General features: G+C 67.2%; 18 protein-coding genes. 11 read left to right on the forward strand and 7 right to left on the reverse strand.

Annotated elements, in window-relative coordinates; genetic code table 11:
• The first annotated feature begins 6 nt into the window (after positions 1–6).
• From ACZYZE_RS05670 to ACZYZE_RS05685, 4 genes are all read left to right on the forward strand, one after another.
• Positions 7–960 (forward strand): electron transfer flavoprotein subunit alpha/FixB family protein, encoded by a 954-nt coding sequence (locus ACZYZE_RS05670; RefSeq protein ID WP_459316878.1) that lies wholly within the window; start codon positions 7–9, stop codon positions 958–960.
• Between the two features lie 4 nt (positions 961–964).
• Positions 965–1,744, forward strand: coding sequence for a PIG-L deacetylase family protein (locus ACZYZE_RS05675; protein WP_463906737.1), 780 nt, complete (start codon positions 965–967; stop codon positions 1,742–1,744).
• 74 nt (positions 1,745–1,818) lie between these two features.
• Positions 1,819–2,352, forward strand: a complete 534-nt coding sequence (locus ACZYZE_RS05680) for a gluconokinase (protein WP_459316876.1) — start codon at positions 1,819–1,821, stop codon at positions 2,350–2,352.
• A 126-nt stretch (positions 2,353–2,478) separates the two neighbouring features.
• Positions 2,479–3,822 (forward strand): GntT/GntP/DsdX family permease, encoded by a 1,344-nt coding sequence (locus tag ACZYZE_RS05685; protein ID WP_459317076.1) that lies wholly within the window; start codon positions 2,479–2,481, stop codon positions 3,820–3,822.
• 106 nt (positions 3,823–3,928) lie between these two features.
• On the opposite strand, the gene ACZYZE_RS05690 is transcribed toward ACZYZE_RS05685, so the two are convergent.
• The 4 genes from ACZYZE_RS05690 to ACZYZE_RS05705 form a co-directional block, all read right to left on the reverse strand.
• Positions 3,929–4,819: an anti-sigma factor gene (locus tag ACZYZE_RS05690; RefSeq protein ID WP_459316875.1), complete on the reverse strand. Its 891-nt coding sequence runs from the start codon at positions 4,817–4,819 to the stop codon at positions 3,929–3,931.
• A gap of 1 nt (position 4,820) precedes the next feature.
• Positions 4,821–5,426 carry an ECF RNA polymerase sigma factor SigK gene (sigK, locus tag ACZYZE_RS05695; protein ID WP_459316874.1) on the reverse strand — a complete coding sequence of 202 codons (606 nt, stop codon included), beginning with the start codon at positions 5,424–5,426 and terminating at the stop codon, positions 4,821–4,823.
• 227 nt (positions 5,427–5,653) lie between these two features.
• Positions 5,654–6,121 (reverse strand): tRNA (cytidine(34)-2'-O)-methyltransferase, encoded by a 468-nt coding sequence (locus ACZYZE_RS05700; RefSeq protein WP_459316873.1) that lies wholly within the window; start codon positions 6,119–6,121, stop codon positions 5,654–5,656.
• A 65-nt stretch (positions 6,122–6,186) separates the two neighbouring features.
• A complete protein-coding gene (locus tag ACZYZE_RS05705) occupies positions 6,187–7,200 on the reverse strand; it encodes a J domain-containing protein (RefSeq protein WP_463906741.1) in 1,014 nt (337 codons plus the stop codon).
• A gap of 138 nt (positions 7,201–7,338) precedes the next feature.
• On the opposite strand from ACZYZE_RS05705, the gene ACZYZE_RS05710 reads away from it, so the two are divergent.
• Positions 7,339–8,241, forward strand: a complete 903-nt coding sequence (locus ACZYZE_RS05710; protein WP_463906744.1) for a diacylglycerol/lipid kinase family protein — start codon at positions 7,339–7,341, stop codon at positions 8,239–8,241.
• 150 nt (positions 8,242–8,391) lie between these two features.
• The gene (locus ACZYZE_RS05715) at positions 8,392–9,081 is read left to right on the forward strand and encodes a hypothetical protein (protein WP_463906746.1); all 690 of its coding nucleotides are present in this window, start codon (positions 8,392–8,394) and stop codon (positions 9,079–9,081) included.
• Between the two features lie 69 nt (positions 9,082–9,150).
• Here the strand turns inward: ACZYZE_RS05715 and ACZYZE_RS05720 are convergent, their stop codons facing one another.
• The gene (locus ACZYZE_RS05720; RefSeq protein ID WP_463906748.1) at positions 9,151–9,564 is read right to left on the reverse strand and encodes a hypothetical protein; all 414 of its coding nucleotides are present in this window, start codon (positions 9,562–9,564) and stop codon (positions 9,151–9,153) included.
• Positions 9,565–9,653: 89 nt separating this feature from the next.
• On the opposite strand from ACZYZE_RS05720, the gene ACZYZE_RS05725 reads away from it, so the two are divergent.
• Complete coding sequence (locus tag ACZYZE_RS05725; RefSeq protein WP_463906750.1) at positions 9,654–10,355, forward strand: helix-turn-helix domain-containing protein; 702 nt, start codon at positions 9,654–9,656, stop codon at positions 10,353–10,355.
• A gap of 27 nt (positions 10,356–10,382) precedes the next feature.
• Here ACZYZE_RS05725 and ACZYZE_RS05730 read toward each other — a convergent pair whose 3' ends face one another.
• Positions 10,383–11,258 (reverse strand): DMT family transporter, encoded by an 876-nt coding sequence (locus tag ACZYZE_RS05730; RefSeq protein WP_463906751.1) that lies wholly within the window; start codon positions 11,256–11,258, stop codon positions 10,383–10,385.
• 105 nt (positions 11,259–11,363) lie between these two features.
• On the opposite strand from ACZYZE_RS05730, the gene ACZYZE_RS05735 reads away from it, so the two are divergent.
• On the forward strand, positions 11,364–12,605 hold the full coding sequence (locus ACZYZE_RS05735; RefSeq protein ID WP_463906753.1) for a cysteine desulfurase family protein: 1,242 nt from the start codon (positions 11,364–11,366) through the stop codon (positions 12,603–12,605).
• Here the strand turns inward: ACZYZE_RS05735 and ACZYZE_RS05740 are convergent.
• Positions 12,584–13,825 (reverse strand): NAD(P)/FAD-dependent oxidoreductase, encoded by a 1,242-nt coding sequence (locus ACZYZE_RS05740; protein WP_463906755.1) that lies wholly within the window; start codon positions 13,823–13,825, stop codon positions 12,584–12,586. The genes ACZYZE_RS05735 and ACZYZE_RS05740 overlap by 22 nt on opposite strands.
• A 283-nt stretch (positions 13,826–14,108) precedes the next feature.
• On the opposite strand from ACZYZE_RS05740, the gene mnmA reads away from it, so the two are divergent.
• The 3 genes from mnmA (at position 14,109) to ACZYZE_RS05755 (ending at position 18,405) form a co-directional block, all read left to right on the forward strand.
• Complete coding sequence (gene mnmA / locus ACZYZE_RS05745; RefSeq protein ID WP_459317075.1) at positions 14,109–15,248, forward strand: tRNA 2-thiouridine(34) synthase MnmA; 1,140 nt, start codon at positions 14,109–14,111, stop codon at positions 15,246–15,248.
• 300 nt (positions 15,249–15,548) lie between these two features.
• Positions 15,549–17,183 (forward strand): ABC transporter substrate-binding protein, encoded by a 1,635-nt coding sequence (locus ACZYZE_RS05750; protein WP_463906758.1) that lies wholly within the window; start codon positions 15,549–15,551, stop codon positions 17,181–17,183.
• A gap of 130 nt (positions 17,184–17,313) precedes the next feature.
• On the forward strand, positions 17,314–18,405 hold the full coding sequence (locus tag ACZYZE_RS05755; RefSeq protein WP_459316863.1) for an ABC transporter permease: 1,092 nt from the start codon (positions 17,314–17,316) through the stop codon (positions 18,403–18,405).

An 18,405-nucleotide genomic window follows, 5' to 3' on the forward strand; every position in this document is an offset into this window, starting at 1 on the left:
TTCCACATGGCAAAAGTACTCGTATTCATCGACAACCCCGGCCGGGCCCTCAAGAAGACCAGCCTCGAGCTGCTCACCATCGCCCGTTCCCTGGGCGAGCCCGTGGTGGCCTTCAACGGCGAACTGCACGACGTCGTCGCGGCGGCCCTGGCCGCCTACGGCGTCCAGACGGTCCACCTCCCGTCCGCGACGGACCTCGACGACTACCTCATAGGGCCCAAGGCGTCCTATCTTGCGGCCGCGGTGCAGACCTCCGGCGCCACCGTCGTGCTCACCGAGAACTCGGCCGAGGCCAGGGAGATCGCGGCGAGGCTGGGCATCAAGCTTGGTGCCGGCGTCATCACCGACGTCGTTGCCGTGGACCCGGACGGAACGGCGCACAAGTCCGTGCTGGCCGGTTCATACACCACCACGGCGAGGGCCACCACCCCAGTGGCGGTCCTGACCGTCAAGTCCAACAGCATCACTCCTGAACCCGCCGTCACCGGCACGGCCCCGGCAACCGTCACCGTGGAGGTGCCGGAGGCAGCCGCCGCGGCTTCGGCAAGGATCACGGACCGCAACGAGAAGGCCGCCAGCAGCCGCCCGGACCTGGCCGAGGCACGGATCGTGGTGGCCGGCGGCCGCGGGGTGGACGGCAACTTCGGGCCCGTGGAAGACCTCGCGGACGCGCTCGGCGCCGCGATCGGAGCCTCCCGCGCCGCAACGGACGCAGGCTGGATCGGCCACGACGCGCAGATCGGCCAGACCGGCAAGACCGTCTCGCCCCAGCTGTACATCTCCGCCGGCATCTCCGGGGCCATCCAGCAAAAGGCCGGCATGCAGACCGCCAAGCTGATCGTGGCCGTCAACAAGGACGCCGAGTCGCCCATCTTCGAAATCGCCGACTTCGGCATCATCGGAGACCTCTTCAAGGTCCTGCCGCAAGCCACCGAAGAAATCAAGAAGCGCAGAGGCTGATCTCTTGAGTACCGACGCTGTTTCGGCGCAAAGCCCGTTCCATCCGGAACACCACCGGATGGAGCGGGTGCTTTGTTTCACCGCACACCCCGACGACATCGACTTCGGCGCCGCCGGCACCGTCGCGGCCTGGACCGCCGCCGGCGTCGAGGTCAGCTACTGCATCATGACCGACGGCGACGCGGGCCGCTTCGATCCGGAGAAACGGGACGAGATTATCGGCTTGCGGAATGAGGAACAGCGCCGCGCCGCGGCCCTGGTCGGCGTCACGGACATCCACTACCTCCATCAGCATGACGGCCACCTTGAGCCCACACACGAGGTGATCCGCGACGTGGTGCGGTTGATCCGGCAGCTCCGGCCCGACGTTGTGGTCTCGATGCACCCGGAACGGAACTGGAACCGGATCCAGAAGAGCCACCCGGACCATCTGGCGGTGGGGGAGGCCGTGACCCGGGCGGTGTATCCGGCGCTGGAGAATCCTTTCGCCTATCCGGAGCTGGCCGAAGCCGGGCTGGAGGCCTACAAGCTGCCGTATCTGTGGCTCTTCGCCGGGCCGGAGGAACGCGAGAACCACTTCGTCGACGTCACCGGGCAGGTTGACAGCAAACTCGCCGCGATCCACGTCCACGCCAGCCAACACCCGGACGTCGAGACCATGGACCGCACCGTCCGGTCACTGATGCTCCGGACCGCGGAACGCGGCGGACTCCCGGCTGGTCGCAGTGCCGAGGCATTCCACGTCGTAACAGTCAATGGCCCGGGGACCATCGCCGGTTTCTAGTGTTGCTCCCCGCTGTCGTCTCCCATAAGCTGGCCTCTGTTTAAATCATATTTAATTGAGGAAGGCAGACTTTAATGGCGAAGACTGCGCAGCACCCCGTACTGGTCATCATGGGCGTCTCGGGATCAGGAAAGTCAACCGTGGCCGGTCTGCTGGCCGGCCGGCTGGGCTGGGATTTTGCGGAAGGCGATGATCTGCATCCCGAATCCAATGTGGCGAAGATGCACGCCGGCCAGCCGCTGACGGACGAGGACCGCTGGCCCTGGCTGGAAAGCATCGCCGGGTGGATCCGGCAGCACACCGGGTCCGGGCTCCCCGGCGTCGTCACATGCTCGGCACTGAAGAAGCGATACCGGGATGTCCTGCGCGCCGAAGGCGTGGTGTTCGTCTTCCTCGACGGCAGCAAGGGCCGGATCTCGGACCGGCTGGCATCCCGGCACGGCCACTTCATGCCCCCGGCCCTGCTCGAGTCCCAGTTTGAGGCGCTCGAGGCGCCCACGGAGGACGAAAACGTCATCACCCTTCGTGTCTCCGCGACGCCCGCGGAGGAAGCCCAGGAAATCATCGACCGGCTGCAGCTCGAGCCCGCCGACGCCGGCAGGCCCTGAGCGGCTCAACCAGCCGCCAGGGCAGTCATCCACCAGTCACCACCCTAGGAACACGTTGTGAATTCTCTGATACCCACCCAGCTTCCGGCTGCCGTCGAGGCCTGGACCGGCCTCGACACCCGCCTCATGGTGGTCGCAGCCCTCGGCATCGCCGTCATCGTGGTGCTGATTACCAAGTTCAAGCTCCACCCCTTCCTCGCGCTCATTCTTGGCTCGGCCTTCGTGGGCCTTGCCTCCGGCGTGGAACCGGCCCTGGTCATCAAGAACTTCGAAGACGGAGTGGGCGGCGTCCTGAAAGAAGTCGGCCTGCTGATCGCCCTCGGAGCCATGCTCGGCAAGCTGCTGGCGGATTCCGGCGGGGCCAACCGGGTGGTGGACACGCTGCTGGCCAAGGCCACGGGGAACAAACTGGTGTGGTCCATCACGCTGGTCGCGGTCATCATCGGCCTCCCGATGTTCTTCGAAATCGGGCTGGTGCTGCTGCTTCCGGTCATCGTCCTCGTGACCCAGCGCTCCAAAATGCCGCTCATGCGCATTGCCATCCCGGCGCTGGCGGGTCTTTCCGTGCTGCACGGCCTCGTGCCGCCGCACCCGGGACCCCTGATCGCGATCAGCGCCGTCAAGGCCGAGCTCGGCACCACGCTGGCGCTGGGCCTCCTCGTTGCCGTCCCCACGGTCATCATCTGCGGACCGCTGTTCTCCCGGCTGGCCGCCAAATGGGTGCCTGTCGGCGCCCCCGCCGTCGCGGGCGGCATCGACACCCAGCACGGCGCGGACATGCAGGGCGTTAAACGCCAGCCGAGCTTCCTCGTCACCCTGCTCACCATCATTTTCCCGGTGGTCCTTATGCTCCTCAAAGCCGTTGTGGACATCATCTGGCCCGACGCCGCGACAGCCCCCTGGATCCGGACCGTCTTCGATTTCGTCGGCCAGCCCCTTGTCGCCATGACCCTGGCCGTGCTGCTCGCGATCTTCACGTTCGGCTATGCCGTGGGGTTTACGGGCAACATGATCACCTCCAAGATCGGCGCAAGCCTGGGTCCCATCGCCGGGATCATGCTGATCGTGGGCGCCGGCGGCGGCTTCAAGCAGACCCTGATCGGCGCCGGCGTCGGCGACTCCGTCAAGAAATGGGCCGAGGGCACCAACATGTCCGTCCTTGTGCTGGGCTTCATCGTGGCCGTCGCGCTGCGTCTGGCGACCGGCTCTGCCACCGTGGCGACGGTAACGGCCGCCGGAATCGTCGCACCGCTGGCCAGCTCGCTCACCCCGACGCACGCCGCCCTCCTTGCCCTCGCGATCGGCGCCGGCTCGCTGTTCCTCTCGCATGTCAACGACGCCGGGTTCTGGCTGGTCAAGGAACTGTTCGGACTTACGGTAGGCCAGACCTTCAAGACCTGGTCCGTGATGGAGACACTGATCTCCGTGGTCAGCTTCGGCTTCATCATGCTGCTGTCGGTCATCATTTAGCCGGCTGGGCTGCCAACATCAGTTCCGGCTTAAACTACAAGCCGCGCAGGTCTTGACCCTCTGGAGGTCAAGGCCTGCGCGGCTTTGTTGGTGGGTGGTCCCGGCGCTATGCGCCCAGCGGAGCGGCGGCCACGGTGGGCATGGTGGGCGACGTCGAGCCGCCGGCCGGTTCCACCGTGATGCCCAGGGCCGCGGCGGTGCTGATGCCTTTGACGACGGCCGGCTTGGACAGCGATTCGGCGTCCATCAACCCCTGTGACACCGGGGCCGAGCCGTCCCTGGGGATCAGCCACATCTGGTAGACCTTGCCGGGCGGCGGTGCCGGGACGTCGTTCATCTTTACCACGATGGCATCCCTCGAGGAGGAGACGGACACGGTGGCCGTACCGCCGCCGGTGACGTTCACTGTCGCCTGCCGTACGTCCCCCGCCTGCAGCACCTGGTTGAGCGGGTCGTTCTGGTTCGCCATATAGGCGCCGACGCCGACTCCGCCGAAGGCGATAACGGCTGCGGCCGCGACGCCGACCAGCCAGTTGCGCATGCCCTGCGGCCTGCGTCGCTCTTCTCGGCGCCGGCGGGCGGCGCCGAGCTCATCGGTGACGGACGGTTCGGAAGTCTCCCGGACGGGGCGGGCCACGACCGGCGGAACCCTCGGAGGAGCCTGGTGCGAGTGGCCGCCGGGCACCTGCCCGGAGGCCTGGGCCGGCAGGGACACCATGATCCGGTCCAGCAGGCCGGCGGGCGGTTCTTCCTCGGAGGTGAAACTTGTGGCGAGCGTCTCCCGGGCCTGGCGGACGCGTTCGTTGAAGGCGCTGCGTTCCGCTGGCGGGGCCGAGGCGACGTAGTCCTCAATGGCGGCGCCTTCGACGTCGTCGACGGCGTTCAGCGCGTAGACCTCGGCGAGGTCAACGGCGCGGCCAGAAGCGAGGTCGGTGGCGATATCGGCCGCAAAGCCGCTGGGGACGCGGCCGTTGTTCTGTGCGTTTATGTCGGTCATCTCAACTCACCCCCAGGCAGGTCTTCAGTCGAATAAGTCCGTCGCGGATGCGGGACTTGATGGTGGGGACCGCGGCATTGAGTTTCTCTGCCACTTCCCGGTAGGTGAGGCCGCCGTAGTAGGCAAGCCGCACGGATTCCTGCTGCGTGTCGGTCAGCGTCTCCAGGCAACGGACCACGGCCTCGGCCTCGAGCCGGCTGCCCACCGCATCGGAGACCGAATCGTGGTCGATCTCCTGGCTGCTGGCGCCGTATTTCGCTTCCCGGTCAGTGGATGACTGGGAGGAGCGGACCTTGTCCACGGCGCGGCGGTGCGAGATTGTCATGAGCCACGCGAGCGGGCTTCCGGCCTCGGGATTGAACTTGGAGGCATTCTGCCAGACCTGGAGGAAGACTTCCTGGGTGGTGTCCTCGCTGAGTTCCACATCGATCAGTACACGCCGGGCCATGCCGAAAACACGCCGCGAGGTGAGTTCGTAGAACTCGGCAAAGGCGGCCTGGTCGCCGCGGGCGACCAGTTCCAGCAGTGCGCCGAGCCGGCGGTTCACGTCGGCTGGAGTGCCCGGGGGAGCGGTGGCCTCTGGGTTCGGGGCGTTGGGAGTTTCCATCACCTTCAAGCATAAGGTGCCCGCCGCCGATCGTGGGCCAGGATGGGTTGTTCTTCTGCCGTGGTGGCCCGCAACCCGATGGGCCGGACGTCGTTCCAACTGCACTGTTATCACCTGCCGCTCCTCGCTCCCTTCGCCGCTATCTGCGCCCTTTGGCTGAACCGGGCTTCAGAAGTGATTCGGGACAGCAGCGGAGGCGGATGGGTGGACCATGGGAAAGGTTGCGCCTACAGCTTGGCTCCGGCGAACCCGTTCTGGCGCCATGCCTCGTAGACGGCGATGGAGGCGGCGTTGGCCAGGTTCAGCGAGCGCAGTGCCGGCAACATCGGCAGGCGGACGCGCGAGGTCACATGGGGGTCGTGCTTGAGCTCCTCCGGCAGGCCGACGGATTCACGGCCAAACAGCAGCACGTCGCCAGGCCGGTAGCTGATCTCCGTATAGGAGGCCTCCCCGTCTGATGTGAACGCGAAGACCCGTTCCGGCCTGAGGGCCTGCCAGGCCGCCTCGATGTCCGGGTGGACCGTCACGACGGCGAGGTCGTGGTAGTCCAGTCCGGCCCGGCGCAGCTTCGCGTCGGAGAAATCAAAGCCAAGCGGTTCGACCAGGTGCAGTTCGGCGCCGGTGATGGCAGCCAGCCGGATGGCGTTGCCCGTATTGCCGGGAATTTCGGGGGTGTGGAAGAGGATGCGGAACACGCTCCCATCCTAGCGAGCCGCCGTCGTGGTCAATGCCGCGGTGGAACCGCGGCGGCCCGGCGCTTCTAGTGCATCCCGCGAAGCAGCCGGGCGAGCACCGGGACGTTGACGGTGTTCGGGGCCGGGCCGGAGCTCAGGAACTGCTTGAGCCCGCGGGCCAGGCCGGCGGCGTTGACCACCTGGACCAGCCCATGGCTGTTGTTGTCCCGTCTGTTGTTGTCCCGTCCGTTGTTGTCCCGTCTGTTGTTGTCCCGGCCGGGAGGGCGGTGGTGGTCGATGACCGGTTCGTGCAGGTTGCCGTCCGTGCTGTGGACCACAGTCCAGCCGGTGACGTTGAGTTCCGGGAAGATGTCCTGCATCCGGCGCACCACCTGGGCCAGCTGGGGCGGGGCGATGGCCCGGCCGCCGTGGGTCAGGGCGCTGCCGTTCCAGGCATAGGCGCCCGGCGGCAGCAGCATGGAGCCGATGATCGCCATCCGGTAGCCGGACAGCAGAACATGGTCGATGTGGTTGATGTCGGCAGGGGACTGCAGGCCATTGATGAGCCGTGCGGCCGGGATTGCGGGGAGGATCTGGCGGCTGATGAGCTGAACAGTCCGCATTTCCCGCTGGATCCTCGCTTCGGCCCCGAAGATGCCGCGCTTCCGCGGCATTCCGTGGACCTGCTGGCCTGCCAGATCCGCCGGGATCAGCGGCACCCCGCCGGCCTGCGCCATCTCCTCGAAAGACGGGACGTAGACGGGGGCATCGGCGGCCGTGTTCCGTGGCGTGTTGGGGTGGCGGACGGTAGCGGAGGCACGGCTTCCGGCCGCCGGGGCATCAAAATGTGCTTCCTCTCCGGCCGGACCCGCGCTGAAGTCGCGGGATCCGCTGCCGTAGGAACGGTCGTAGTCGGCGCGGCGCTTCGCATCGATGAGGGTCTCGTAGGCAAGGGTCACCTGCCGGAAGGCCGCGGGGTCGCCGCCGTGGTCGGGGTGCGACTTGCGGGCGGCCTTCCGGTAGGCCACCTTGATTTCCTTCTCCGTCGCCGTTACGGGGATCCGGAGGACCTGGTAATGCGAGCTGTTGCCCTGCGTCAAGCAAGAATCCTTTGCGTTGATAGTGCCGGTTGATCGCGCCCGTCCATCCTGGATGTCCGGCGTGGCCAGTTTAACCGGCTAGGGGAATAACGACCGCGCGGGCGTGGATGGTTCCCGGCTGCTGGCATAATTCAGGCCATGATTATCGCCGTCGCCGTCAACCCGCGGGCATCCTTCGGCCGCGGGCAGCATGCCGGCCGGGAGGCGGCGGATTGCTTCCGCGCCAGCGGGGCCGAGGTGGTGCTCCTGTGCAGGGACAGCTACGCGGAACTCGCCGACGCAGTGGATAAGATTCTGGCATCCGGGGTGGACGCCCTCGTTGTGGTGGGCGGCGACGGCATGGTCCACCTGGGCATCAATGCGCTCGCCCGCTCGGGGGCCCCGTACGGCTCGGTGCCGCTGGGGATCGTTCCGACCGGCACCGGGAACGACATGGCCCGCGCGCTCGGCCTCCCGCGGCACAACGTCTCCGCCGCCTGTGAACAACTGCTGGCGGCCCTGGCCACCGGCGGCCGGCTGATCGACGTCGGGCGGATCGGTTCAGGCGGGGCGTCCCGGTGGTTCGCCGGCGTGGTCTCCGCGGGGTTCGACGCCGCCGTCAACGAACGCGCCAACGCGTGGCGCTGGCCGCGCGGCAAGGGCCGCTACAACCTCGCCATGCTCCGCGAACTGGCGTCCTTCCGTGCGATCAACTACACCGTGACGGCCGACGGCGAGCGCTGGCAACAGGGCGCGATGCTCATCTCCGTCGCCAACGGGCAGTCGATTGGCGGCGGCATGAAGGTCACCCCTGATGCTGTGCTCGACGACGGCTACCTGGACCTGTTCATCGTGGGGCCGCTGTCCAGGATTGGCCTTCTGGCGGTGTTCCCGAAGGTGTTTTCCGGCGGCCACACAGGACATCCGTCGGTGCACATCCGCCGGGTCCGCAGCGTCGAACTGGCGGCGGACAATGTTGTGGCCTATGCCGACGGCGAGCGGATCGGGGCGTTGCCGCTCACCATCGAGGTGGTTCCGGGCGCTGTCCGGGTCCTGGCGTAGCGGGGCACGGCGGCCAGGATCGTCGGCACGGGGTGCAGCCGGTCTAGAATCGTGCGGAGGCCCGGGCGGATTGACCGGCAGGGCACATTGGACGGCGGAGCAGGCATGGGCAGTTGTCCGGAAGCAGGATTGGCAGCGAAAAGCGTCACCATGCCCGTTTTCCTGCGTGGGCAGCGGGCGTACCGGGGGATCAGTGCGTTGCCGGCGCTGATCATCGCCGCAACTCTCGCAGGCTGCAGCGTCGGAGTCCCGGATCCGGCCGCGCCCAAGGCGACTCCGGCTGCGCCGACCCTGGCCACCCCCACCGTGACCCCCGGCCACGACTCCGCGGCCGTCGCCGCACGCGACATGTCCTTCGCCGCCGGGGATAGCCTGGCCGCCGGCGTGCCCGTCCAACTCTCCGATGGGCTCCGCGGGGCCCCCGGCTGGACGCCCGGCACACAGGATGTGGCTGGTGTCAGCGAATATCTGAAGGCTGACGGCTGCGTGGTTTCAGCCCGGGTCCGAGCGAATCAGGGACCGCTCACCGTCGCGGGGGATGACAAGGCGTCCACGGAGGCACTCTTCCAGTACCTGGACCCAACCATCCTGCCGTCCTTCCTGAAGCCGGACACCCTGCGCTGGGGCGGGGAGCCGGGCAAGCCCGCCCCGAGCGTCGAGGTGCTCGTGCTCGAGGGCGGAGCGCCGGTTGGCGGCCGGTCATCGGCCGTCTACTCCCGGCTCTTCAGCAAGGCGGGCTCCTCCGTCTACGTCTCCGTCGCATGCCCGGACGCCGCCAGCCTCACGGCGGCGCGGGCCGACGTCGCGGCCCGCCTCGCCGTCGTCCCGCCGTCGGACTGACCCGCACCGGACCAAGCCGCACCGGACCAAGCCGGACCACGGCTCCGGCCGCCCACGTTCAGGAACGGTTCATGGGGCCCTCTTCGGCGACAGCCTGTTCAGCGCCAGCGCTCCCACCAGCAGGCCGAAATCCCGGAGTGCCACGTCAAAGAAACTGCCCAGCAGGATGAGGTTGACGATAATCCCCAGCAGCCAGACCGCCACGAGCAGCGATCCGAAGCGAGGCCTTAGCGCCACCGCCAGGCCGGCGACGATTTCCACTACGCCGACGATGTACATAATGCTCTGCGCCGGCAGGGGGACCGCGGACGTGACAACCGGCGCCAGATACATCGTCCAGTCGGCCAGCAGATTGGTGAACTTGTCCAGGCCGAAAACAATCGGGGCGACGGTGAAGACGGTGCGCAGCAGCAGGAACGCCTGCCGCTCCGGGGCCGTGGCCGGGGGGCTTGAAGCCGATGAGAGGGCTGGCGAGGATTTCATGGGTTCTCCTTCTAAAAGTGGATAACTTGATTTTAGAATGGTGCGGCAGATTAAGCAATGAACCTTGTTTTTAGAGTTAGGCTGATTCCATGATCCGAGCCCCGTGGAACCGCAGGATTGCGGCCGTCGCCTCCCTGGGCGACGAGAGCCGCCGGACGTTGTTCAACTTCGTGGTCTCCGCCCCGGAAGCCGTCAGCCGGGACGATGCCGCAGCCGCCCTCGGCCTGCCCAGGAGCACGGCTTCCTTCCAGCTGGACCGGCTGGTTCGGGACGGCCTGTTGGCCGTGGAGTTCCGGAAGCTGGGCGGCAGGGGAGGACCAGGCTCGGGCCGTCCGGCCAAGCTGTACGTGGCCGCCGTCCAGGAGATCGCCGCCTCGGTGCCGGACCGTAACTACGACCTTGCCGCCGAGTTGATGGTCTCCGCCATCGAAGATGCGGCGGCCGACGGCGTCTCCGCCCGGGAGGCGCTGGTCCGGGCGGCCTTTGCGCGGGGCCAGGCAACAGCCCGGTCCGCACCCGAAGGGGCCACGTTCGCCGGGTTCCTTGCCTCGGAAGGGTACCGTCCCGAGAGCGACGGCGACGGCGGCCTCGTGCTGCTGAACTGCCCTTTCCATCGGCTCGCCGAAGGCCATACCGGGGTGGTCTGCGCCATGAACGGAGCCTTCCTCGGCGGCGCCGCGGCGGGCTGCGGCCTCGACCCGGACCGCGTACAGGCGCTCGACATCGAGGATCTCAGGACGCGGGGCACGGCGCAGCCGGCGCAGTGCTGCGCCCGGATCAGGCCGCTCTAAGCCCATTAACCGGCTCCGGCCCTGAAATCAGGCCACTTTGAGCCTGGCCTGCCCCTTGGCTCCGGTCAGCAGGACACCGGCGATCACCATGAGTCCGCCGACGATCTGCACGAGGCTGAGCGGGGTCCCCAACAGCACCGTGATGATGGCCGTGAAGACGACCATCAGGTTGAGAAAGTTCCCGGCGGTTCCCGGCGGGGTGGTCTTCAGCGCAAGGTTCCAGAACAGGTAGGAGCCCAGCGAGGGGAATATGGCGATGTACGCCAGCGACCAGCCTTCGGCCGCGGTGTCGGGAAACTGCACGTTCATGGCGACGGCGAAGGGTGCCAGCGTCACGGTCGCAATCACCACCTGCACGGCGGTGGCCGAGATCGCCGGCACATCCAGCCGGCGGGCGACGATCGTGTAAAATCCCCAGACCACAATCGCGCCGATCATGAGGAGTTCGCCGGTGTTGATGGAGAGGCTGAAGACGCGCTCCAGTTCACCCCGGGTCAGTACCAGCAGCACACCCAGCAGGCCGAGGCAGATGCCGAGCCAGCCCAGGCGGGTGGTCCTCTCGCCGAGCAGGACCACCGCCATGACCACAATCAGGGCCGGATTCGCGGCCGTAATGAGCGAGGCATTCATCGCAGAGGTGTATCCGAGCGCGCCGTAGAGCAACAGCGTGTAGCCGCTCATGCCCAGGACACTGAGCAACAGCAGCACCGGCCAGCGGCGCAGCACCGCGCGCCAGTCCGGCTTCTCGATGAAGTGGGCCAGCAGCAGCAGCGGCACGGCCGCCAGGGCCCAGCGCCAGAAGGTCAGCTCCAGTGGGGTCATGGAGGCCACCGCGGCCTGTCCGACGACGAAATTGCCGGACCAGAACAGGGTGGCCAGCACAAGGTAGAGGGACGCTTTCACCGCTCGAATGTACACCAGTACCGGGTCCTGCCGGGCGGCTCCGGCCTGCGCTGCCGCAGGCGGCCCGGCAACGCCGCGGCTAGGGCCCGCGGGTAGAATTGTCCTGTGCCCGTATACCTTGATCACGCCGCAACCACCACCCTGGCCCCGGAGGCTCTGGCGGCACTGACCCGCGAACTGGCCCGGACCGGCAACCCCTCCTCGCTGCACGGATCGGGCCGCCGCGCCCGGCGCGCCGTCGAGGACGCCCGCGAGGTGCTGGCCGACTCGGCCGGGGCACACCCCTCCGAAGTCATCTTCACCTCGGGCGGGACCGAAGCCGACAACCTCGCCGTCAAGGGCCTGTTCTGGGCCCGGCGCGCCGAGAACCCGGCCCGCACCCGCATCCTGTGCGCCGCCGTCGAGCATCACGCGGTGCTGGACACCGTGGAGTGGCTGGAACGGCACGAGGGCGCCGAGGTCAGCTGGCTGCCGGTGGATGCCGGTGGCGTCGTGGACCTTGCGGTACTGGCGGCCGAGCTGTCCCGCGATCCTTCGTCCATCGCCCTGGTCACGGTGATGTGGGCCAACAATGAGGTCGGCAGCATCCAGCCTGTCGCCAGGATCGTGGAGCTGGCGCACGCTGCAGGCGTGCCGGTGCATTCCGACGCCGTCCAGGCCTTCGGCTCCGTTCCTGTGGACTTCCGCGGCGCCGGCCTTGACGCCATGTCCATCTCCGGGCACAAGATCGGCGGCCCCGTCGGCGTCGGAGCTCTCATCCTGGGCCGCGCCGTGACACTGACCCCGGTCCAGCACGGCGGGGGACAGGAACGCGACGTCCGCTCCGGAACCCTGGACACGGCTTCGATCGCGGCCTTCGCCGCGGCCGCCGGAGCCGTCACCGCGAAGCTGCCCGAAGAGGCCGCACGGATCGCCGCGCTGCGGGACCGGCTGATCGACGGCGTCCTCGAGGCGGTGCCCGGGGCCGTGCTCCGCGGGGCTCCCGGTCCCGGCCGGCTGCCGGGCAACGCGCACTTCACCTTCCCCGGCTGCGAAGGTGACTCCCTGCTCTTCCTTCTCGATCTGGCCGGGGTGGAATCCTCCACCGGTTCCGCGTGCACGGCGGGGGTTCCCCGGCCGTCGCACGTGCTGCTGGCGATGGGCCTGGACGAGAGCACGGCCAGGGGCGCCCAGCGCTTTACCCTGGGCCATTCCTCCACCGGCGCCGACGTCGACGCCCTGCTGGCCGCCCTGCCCGGCGCCGTCTCCCGTGCGCGCCAGGCCGGCATGGCCGGGCACGAGTCCACCATCCGGACGGCCGGAACGGTGGCCCGTGAGTCCGCCCGTCAGGCCCCTGGAAGGAGCTGATCCAGCGGGACGGCCGGGTCCGCCAAAACATCAGGGCGCAGCCCCGACTTCGAGGTGATGAGCGCCTTGATCATCTTCTGCGGCCTGCCAGACCGCGGCCAGTTCACGCTCATTCCCGCAACCACCCGGCCGTCGCGCTGCCAGAAGGCGAGGAATTCCTTGGCCTCGAGCGAGCCCCGGATTGTGGGCGGCCCGGTGATCAGCGTCGGGAAACCGGAGTACTCCATGCTGACGTCGAACTGGTCGGTGTAGAAGTAGGGGACCGCGTCCAGCACGGCGGCCTGGCCCAGCATGGACCTGGCCGCGACCTTGCCGCCGTTGAGGGCATTGGACCAGTGCTCGCTGCGGTGGTGCTCACCGGTGAACGGGTGCAGGGCGTTGGCGACGTCGCCAGCCGCGAAGATTCCGGGCGCGGACGTCCGCAGCGAGGCGTCGGTGAGGATGCCGTTCTGCAGTCCGATGCCGGCGGCCCCGGCCAGGGACACCGCCGGGACCACGCCCACGGCCATGACCACCAGGTCCGCGGGCAGGACCTCACCCGCGTCGGTGACGACGCCGGTGACGCGTCCCGAGCGGCCCGTGATCTCCGCGGCTGAGGCGGGGAGCCTGAAGCGGACGCCGTTGGCCTCGTGCAGTGAACGGAAGAACCCGCCCAACTCGGGGCCGATCGCCGCCCCCAGCGGCACCTCCTCCAGCCCCAGCAGGGTCACGGTGTTGCCATAGACGCTCGCCGCCGCGGCCAGTTCCATGCCGATCCAGCCCGAGCCGATCATCACAACGCTCCGGCCGCCGACGGATAATTGCTTGCGCAGGCTGCGGCTGTCATCCACCGTCCGGAAGGTGCCGACCCCATCAAGGTCGCTGCCCGGCAGGGGAAGGGCCCGGGGGCGTGAGCCGGTGGCGAGCAGCAGCGAGCCATACTCCAGCCGGCTGCCGTCACCAAGGCTCACGGTGCGGGCGGCCGGATCGAGGGACGTGGCGGGGGCGCCCAGCCGAAGTTCGACGCCGTTCTCCTCATACCAGCCAGCCGGCACCACCGGCAGGGCGTCGTCCTGCGCCTTGCCCAGCAGGTAGTCCTTGGACAGCGGCGGGCGAAGGTACGGGTTGTGGGGCTCTTCGGCCAGCAGGATCACCGGCCCGGTGAACCCTTCCGCACGCAGGGTCTTGGCGGCCATGGCGCCGGCCAGTCCGCCGCCGACGATCACGATATTCTCCGCCATGTCCCCTCGAATCCCGCTGGTGCGTGCCTCTGATTCTAAAACCGGTAATCCTGACGTTAGAAGGGTGGCGTGGCCCCGTCAAGGGCTTTTGGGGAGGATCCGGCGTGGCGATAGAATGGGGCGGCAGGCGTTGTGTTATTCCTGCGGCCCCGGCCGCGAATTGCCGCCCGTGAATAGCCGGCTGGAAATAGCCGGCCGTGAACAGGCCGTGGCGAAGAGCGGCCGCCAATGCCGGCAACACCCCCGAACCCTAGAGAAAGCCAGTATGCGAGTTCTTGCAGCCATGAGCGGCGGCGTTGATTCCGCCGTTGCCGCCGCCCGCGCCGTCGAGGCGGGACACGACGTCGTCGGGGTCCATCTGGCGCTGTCCCGGATGCCCGGCACTTTGCGTACCGGCAGCCGCGGCTGCTGCACCATCGAGGACTCCCGCGACGCCTGGCGGGCCTGCGACGTGCTCGGCATCCCGTATTACGTCTGGGATTTCTCCGAGCGGTTCAAGGAAGACGTCGTCCAGGACTTCATCGACGAATACGCCGCCGGACGCACGCCCAACCCGTGCATGCGCTGCAACGAACGGATTAAGTTCGCCGCGCTGCTGGAGAAGGCGATCGCGCTGGGCTTCGACGCCGTCTGCACCGGCCACTACGCCAAGGTGATCCGCGACGCCGGCGGCAACCCCGAACTGCACCGTGCCGCGGACTGGGCCAAGGACCAGAGCTACGTGCTCGGCGTCCTGACCCATGAACAGCTCAGCCATTCCATGTTCCCGCTGGCGGACACCCCGTCCAAGGCCGAGGTCCGCGCCGAAGCTGAACGCCGCGGCCTCTCCGTTGCCAACAAGCCGGACAGCCACGACATCTGCTTCATCCCCGACGGCGACACCGCCGGCTGGCTGGCCGAGAAGATCGAGATGACCACCGGGGACATCGTGGACGAGTCCGGCGCGAAAGTCGGCGAGCACCCAGGCGCCAACGCCTTCACCGTCGGCCAGCGCCGCGGCCTGAAGCTGGGCACGCCCGCCGCCGACGGCAAGCCGCGCTTTGTGCTCGAAATCCGGCCGAAGGAAAACAAGGTGGTGGTAGGGCCCGAGGCCCTCCTGGCCATCGACGAGATCCGCGGCATCAAGGTTTCCTGGGCCGGGCTGCCGATCGCCGAGGTGCACACCGGCGAGGAGTTCGACTGCTATGCCCAGGTCCGCGCCCACGGGGACCCCGTGCCGGCTAAGGCGCACATGGAACGCGCGGACGCCGGTGACGGCGGGACAGACGCCGCCGGCGGCGAGCACGGGAGCCTCGTGGTCACCCTGACGGAGCCGCTGCGCGGTGTCGCGCCCGGGCAGACGGTGGTGCTCTACCAGGGCACCCGCGTGCTGGGACAGGCGACCATCGACACGGCCCGGTCACTGCAGCGCGCAGCGCTCTAACAAAAAGGCATTCTTTGCAGGAGCACCGCACATATTCGATGTGCGGTGCTCCGGCTGTCTTAACTCGCGTTCCGTGTCGCCGGGCAGCCGCCGACTGCCGGAACCCGGGCAGGATTGCTGAAGATAATGATGAGTTCCTCCGGTTCGTGTAAATTTTGTGTCTCATCTCACAAGATGTAACGATTCACCGCGTGGTTTTCTGGTTGAATCAAGGAATCAGGACAGCGTGCTGCCCGCCGAGTCATGAGAACAATCATTTCCGGGCCGCGCACCAGTACTCATCGAACAGAAAGTTCACAGATGGCAATGAACAAAAAGGCCCTGCAGAGCGCCATCGCGCTCGCCGGGGTATCAGCCTTCGCACTGACCGCCTGCACGGGCCCGTCCGGCGGCGCAACGTCCTCCGGCAGCGCCGCCGGCGGAGGCAACATCACCTACGGTACGACTGACAAGGTCGTCACCCTCGACCCGGCCGGCTCCTACGACGCCGGCTCCTTTATGGTGATGAACCAGATCTACCCGTTCCTCATGAACTCGAAGCCGGGGACGGCTGACGCCACCCCCGACATCGCGGAGTCCGCGTCCTTCACCACCCCCACGGAGTACACCGTCAAGCTCAAGTCCGGGCTCAAGTTCGCCAACGGCCACGCGCTGACGTCCTCCGACGTCAAGTTCTCGGTCGACCGGATCGTCAAGATCGCCGACGACAACGGCCCCGCGTCCCTGTTCAGTAACCTGGCCTCGGTCACGGCCAAGGACGACTCCACCGTGGTCTTCACACTGAAGGCCGGCAATGACCAGGTCTTCCCGGGCGTCCTCGCAGCCAACTCCGGACCCGTCATCGACGAAGAGGTCTTCCCGGCCGACAAGCTGATGGGCGACGACGAAATCGTCAAGGCCAAGCCCTTCGCCGGTCAGTACACGATCGAGAGCTACAAGAAGAACGAGCTCGTCAGCCTCAAGGCGAATCCCGACTACAAGGGACTGCTCGGCAAGCCGGCCAACGACAGTGCCACCATCAAGTACTACGCGGACTCCAACAACCTGAAGCTGGACGTCCAGCAGGGCAACATCGACGTCGCCGGCCGCAGCCTGACCGCGACCGATGCCGCTGACCTGGAGAAGGATTCCAAGGTCAAGGTCCACAAGGGACCCGGTGGTGAACTGCGCTACATCGTCTTCAACTTCGACACCATGCCGTTCGGCGCCAAGGCAGCCGACGCCGATCCCAAGAAGGCTCTCGCCGTCCGCCAGGCGATGGCCAACATCGTGGACCGCGACGCCATTGCCAGCCAGGTCTACAAGGGCACCTACCTGCCCGCGTACTCCGTCGTTCCCGACGGCTTCGTCGGTGCTATCAAGCCGCTCAAGGACATGTACGGCGACGGCAGCGGCAAGCCCAGCCTGGACAAGGCCAAGAAGGCCTTCGCAGATGCCGGCGTCACCGGTCCAATTACGCTGAAGTTGCAGTACAACCCCGACCACTACGGCAAGTCCTCCGGTGACGAGTACGCCATGATCAAGGAGCAGCTGGAGAAGTCGGGCCTGTTCAAGGTGGACCTGCAGTCCACCGAGTGGGTCACCTACAACAAGGACCGCACCAAGGATGTCTACCCGGTCTACCAGCTCGGCTGGTTCCCGGACTACTCTGACGCCGACAACTACCTCACGCCGTTCTTCATCCCGGGCAACTTCCTAAAGAACCACTACGAGAACTCCACCGTCACGGATCTGATCGGCAAGCAGTTGACCACCGTGGACAAGTCCGAGCGCGAGAAGGTTCTCGGCGAGGCCCAGACGGCCGTCGCCAAGGACCTGTCCACGCTTCCGCTGTTGCAGGGCGCCCAGCTGATGGTCGCCGGCAAGGACATCAAGGGTGTTGAAAAGACCCTGGACGCTTCCTTCAAGACCCGTCTTGGTGTGATTTCCAAGTAGGTCCAATTCCCCATCCGGTTCTGACCAGCCGAAAGGCGGGGCGCCTGCACGGCGCCCCGCCTTTCGTGCTGGGACAGGACACACAGATGCTGGGACTCACGAGGCTCCCGGATCACACACTGAGGTACCAATGACAACATTTATTGAGGCGCCGCCAACCGACGCCGACGGCCTCCTGCCGTCAAAGAAGAAGTCGTCCGGCGGGGGACTGGGCCAATACATCCTGATCAGGTTCTTCCTGATCTTTCCTACCATCCTCATCCTGGTCACCATGGTGTTCTTCCTGATGCGGATCACCGGCGATCCCATCACGGCAGCCCTGGGCGGCCGGCTCCCGCCGGAACAGTTGCAGGAGCGGATCACCGCCGCCGGCTACGACCGGCCCATCTTTGTGCAGTACTTTGAGTACCTCGGACAGCTGATCACCGGAAACTTCGGCACCACGCTGTCCGACAACCGCAAGGTCTCGGAAATGCTCGCCACGTACGGCGCGGCCACCCTCGAACTCTCGATCAACGCCGTGCTCGTGGCGCTGCTTGTCGGCATCCCGCTGGGTATGATCGCCGCGCACCGGCGCGACAAGGCCCCCGACGCCGCGCTGCGTATCTTCGCGATCCTCTGCTATGCCACTCCCGTCTTCTTCTCCGGACTCCTGTTCAAGCTGACGTTTGCGGTCTGGCTTGGCTGGCTCCCGGTGGCCGGACGGGCCAAGACCTCGAGCGAACTGGCGCTCACGGCTCTGCAGGCCCCGACCGGCATCTACTGGCTGGACGCCGTCCGAAGCGGCAATATGGCCGCCCTTGCCGATGTGATGGCACATGCCGTGCTGCCCGCCCTCGCCCTTGGCCTGCTGACCGCAGGCATCTTCCTGCGCCTGGTCCGGACCAACGTGATCGGCACCCTCGGCAAAGACTATGTGGAAGCCGGCCGTTCGCGTGGCGTCAGCGAATTCCGCCTCGTCACCAAGCACGCCTACAAACCGGCCCTCATTCCCATCATTACTGTGATGGGCCTGCAGATTGCCGTGCTCCTGGGCGGTGCCGTGCTGACGGAGACGACGTTCGAATGGAAGGGCCTCGGCTTCCAACTGGCCACCTACCTGACGGCCCGCGACTTTGTCGCCGTCCAAGGCATCGTGGTCCTCCTCGCAGTGATCGTGGCCGTGACCAACTTCATCGTGGACATTGTTGCCGCGCTGATCGACCCCCGTGTGAGGTACTGA

This window comes from Pseudarthrobacter woesei, assembly GCF_055412745.1.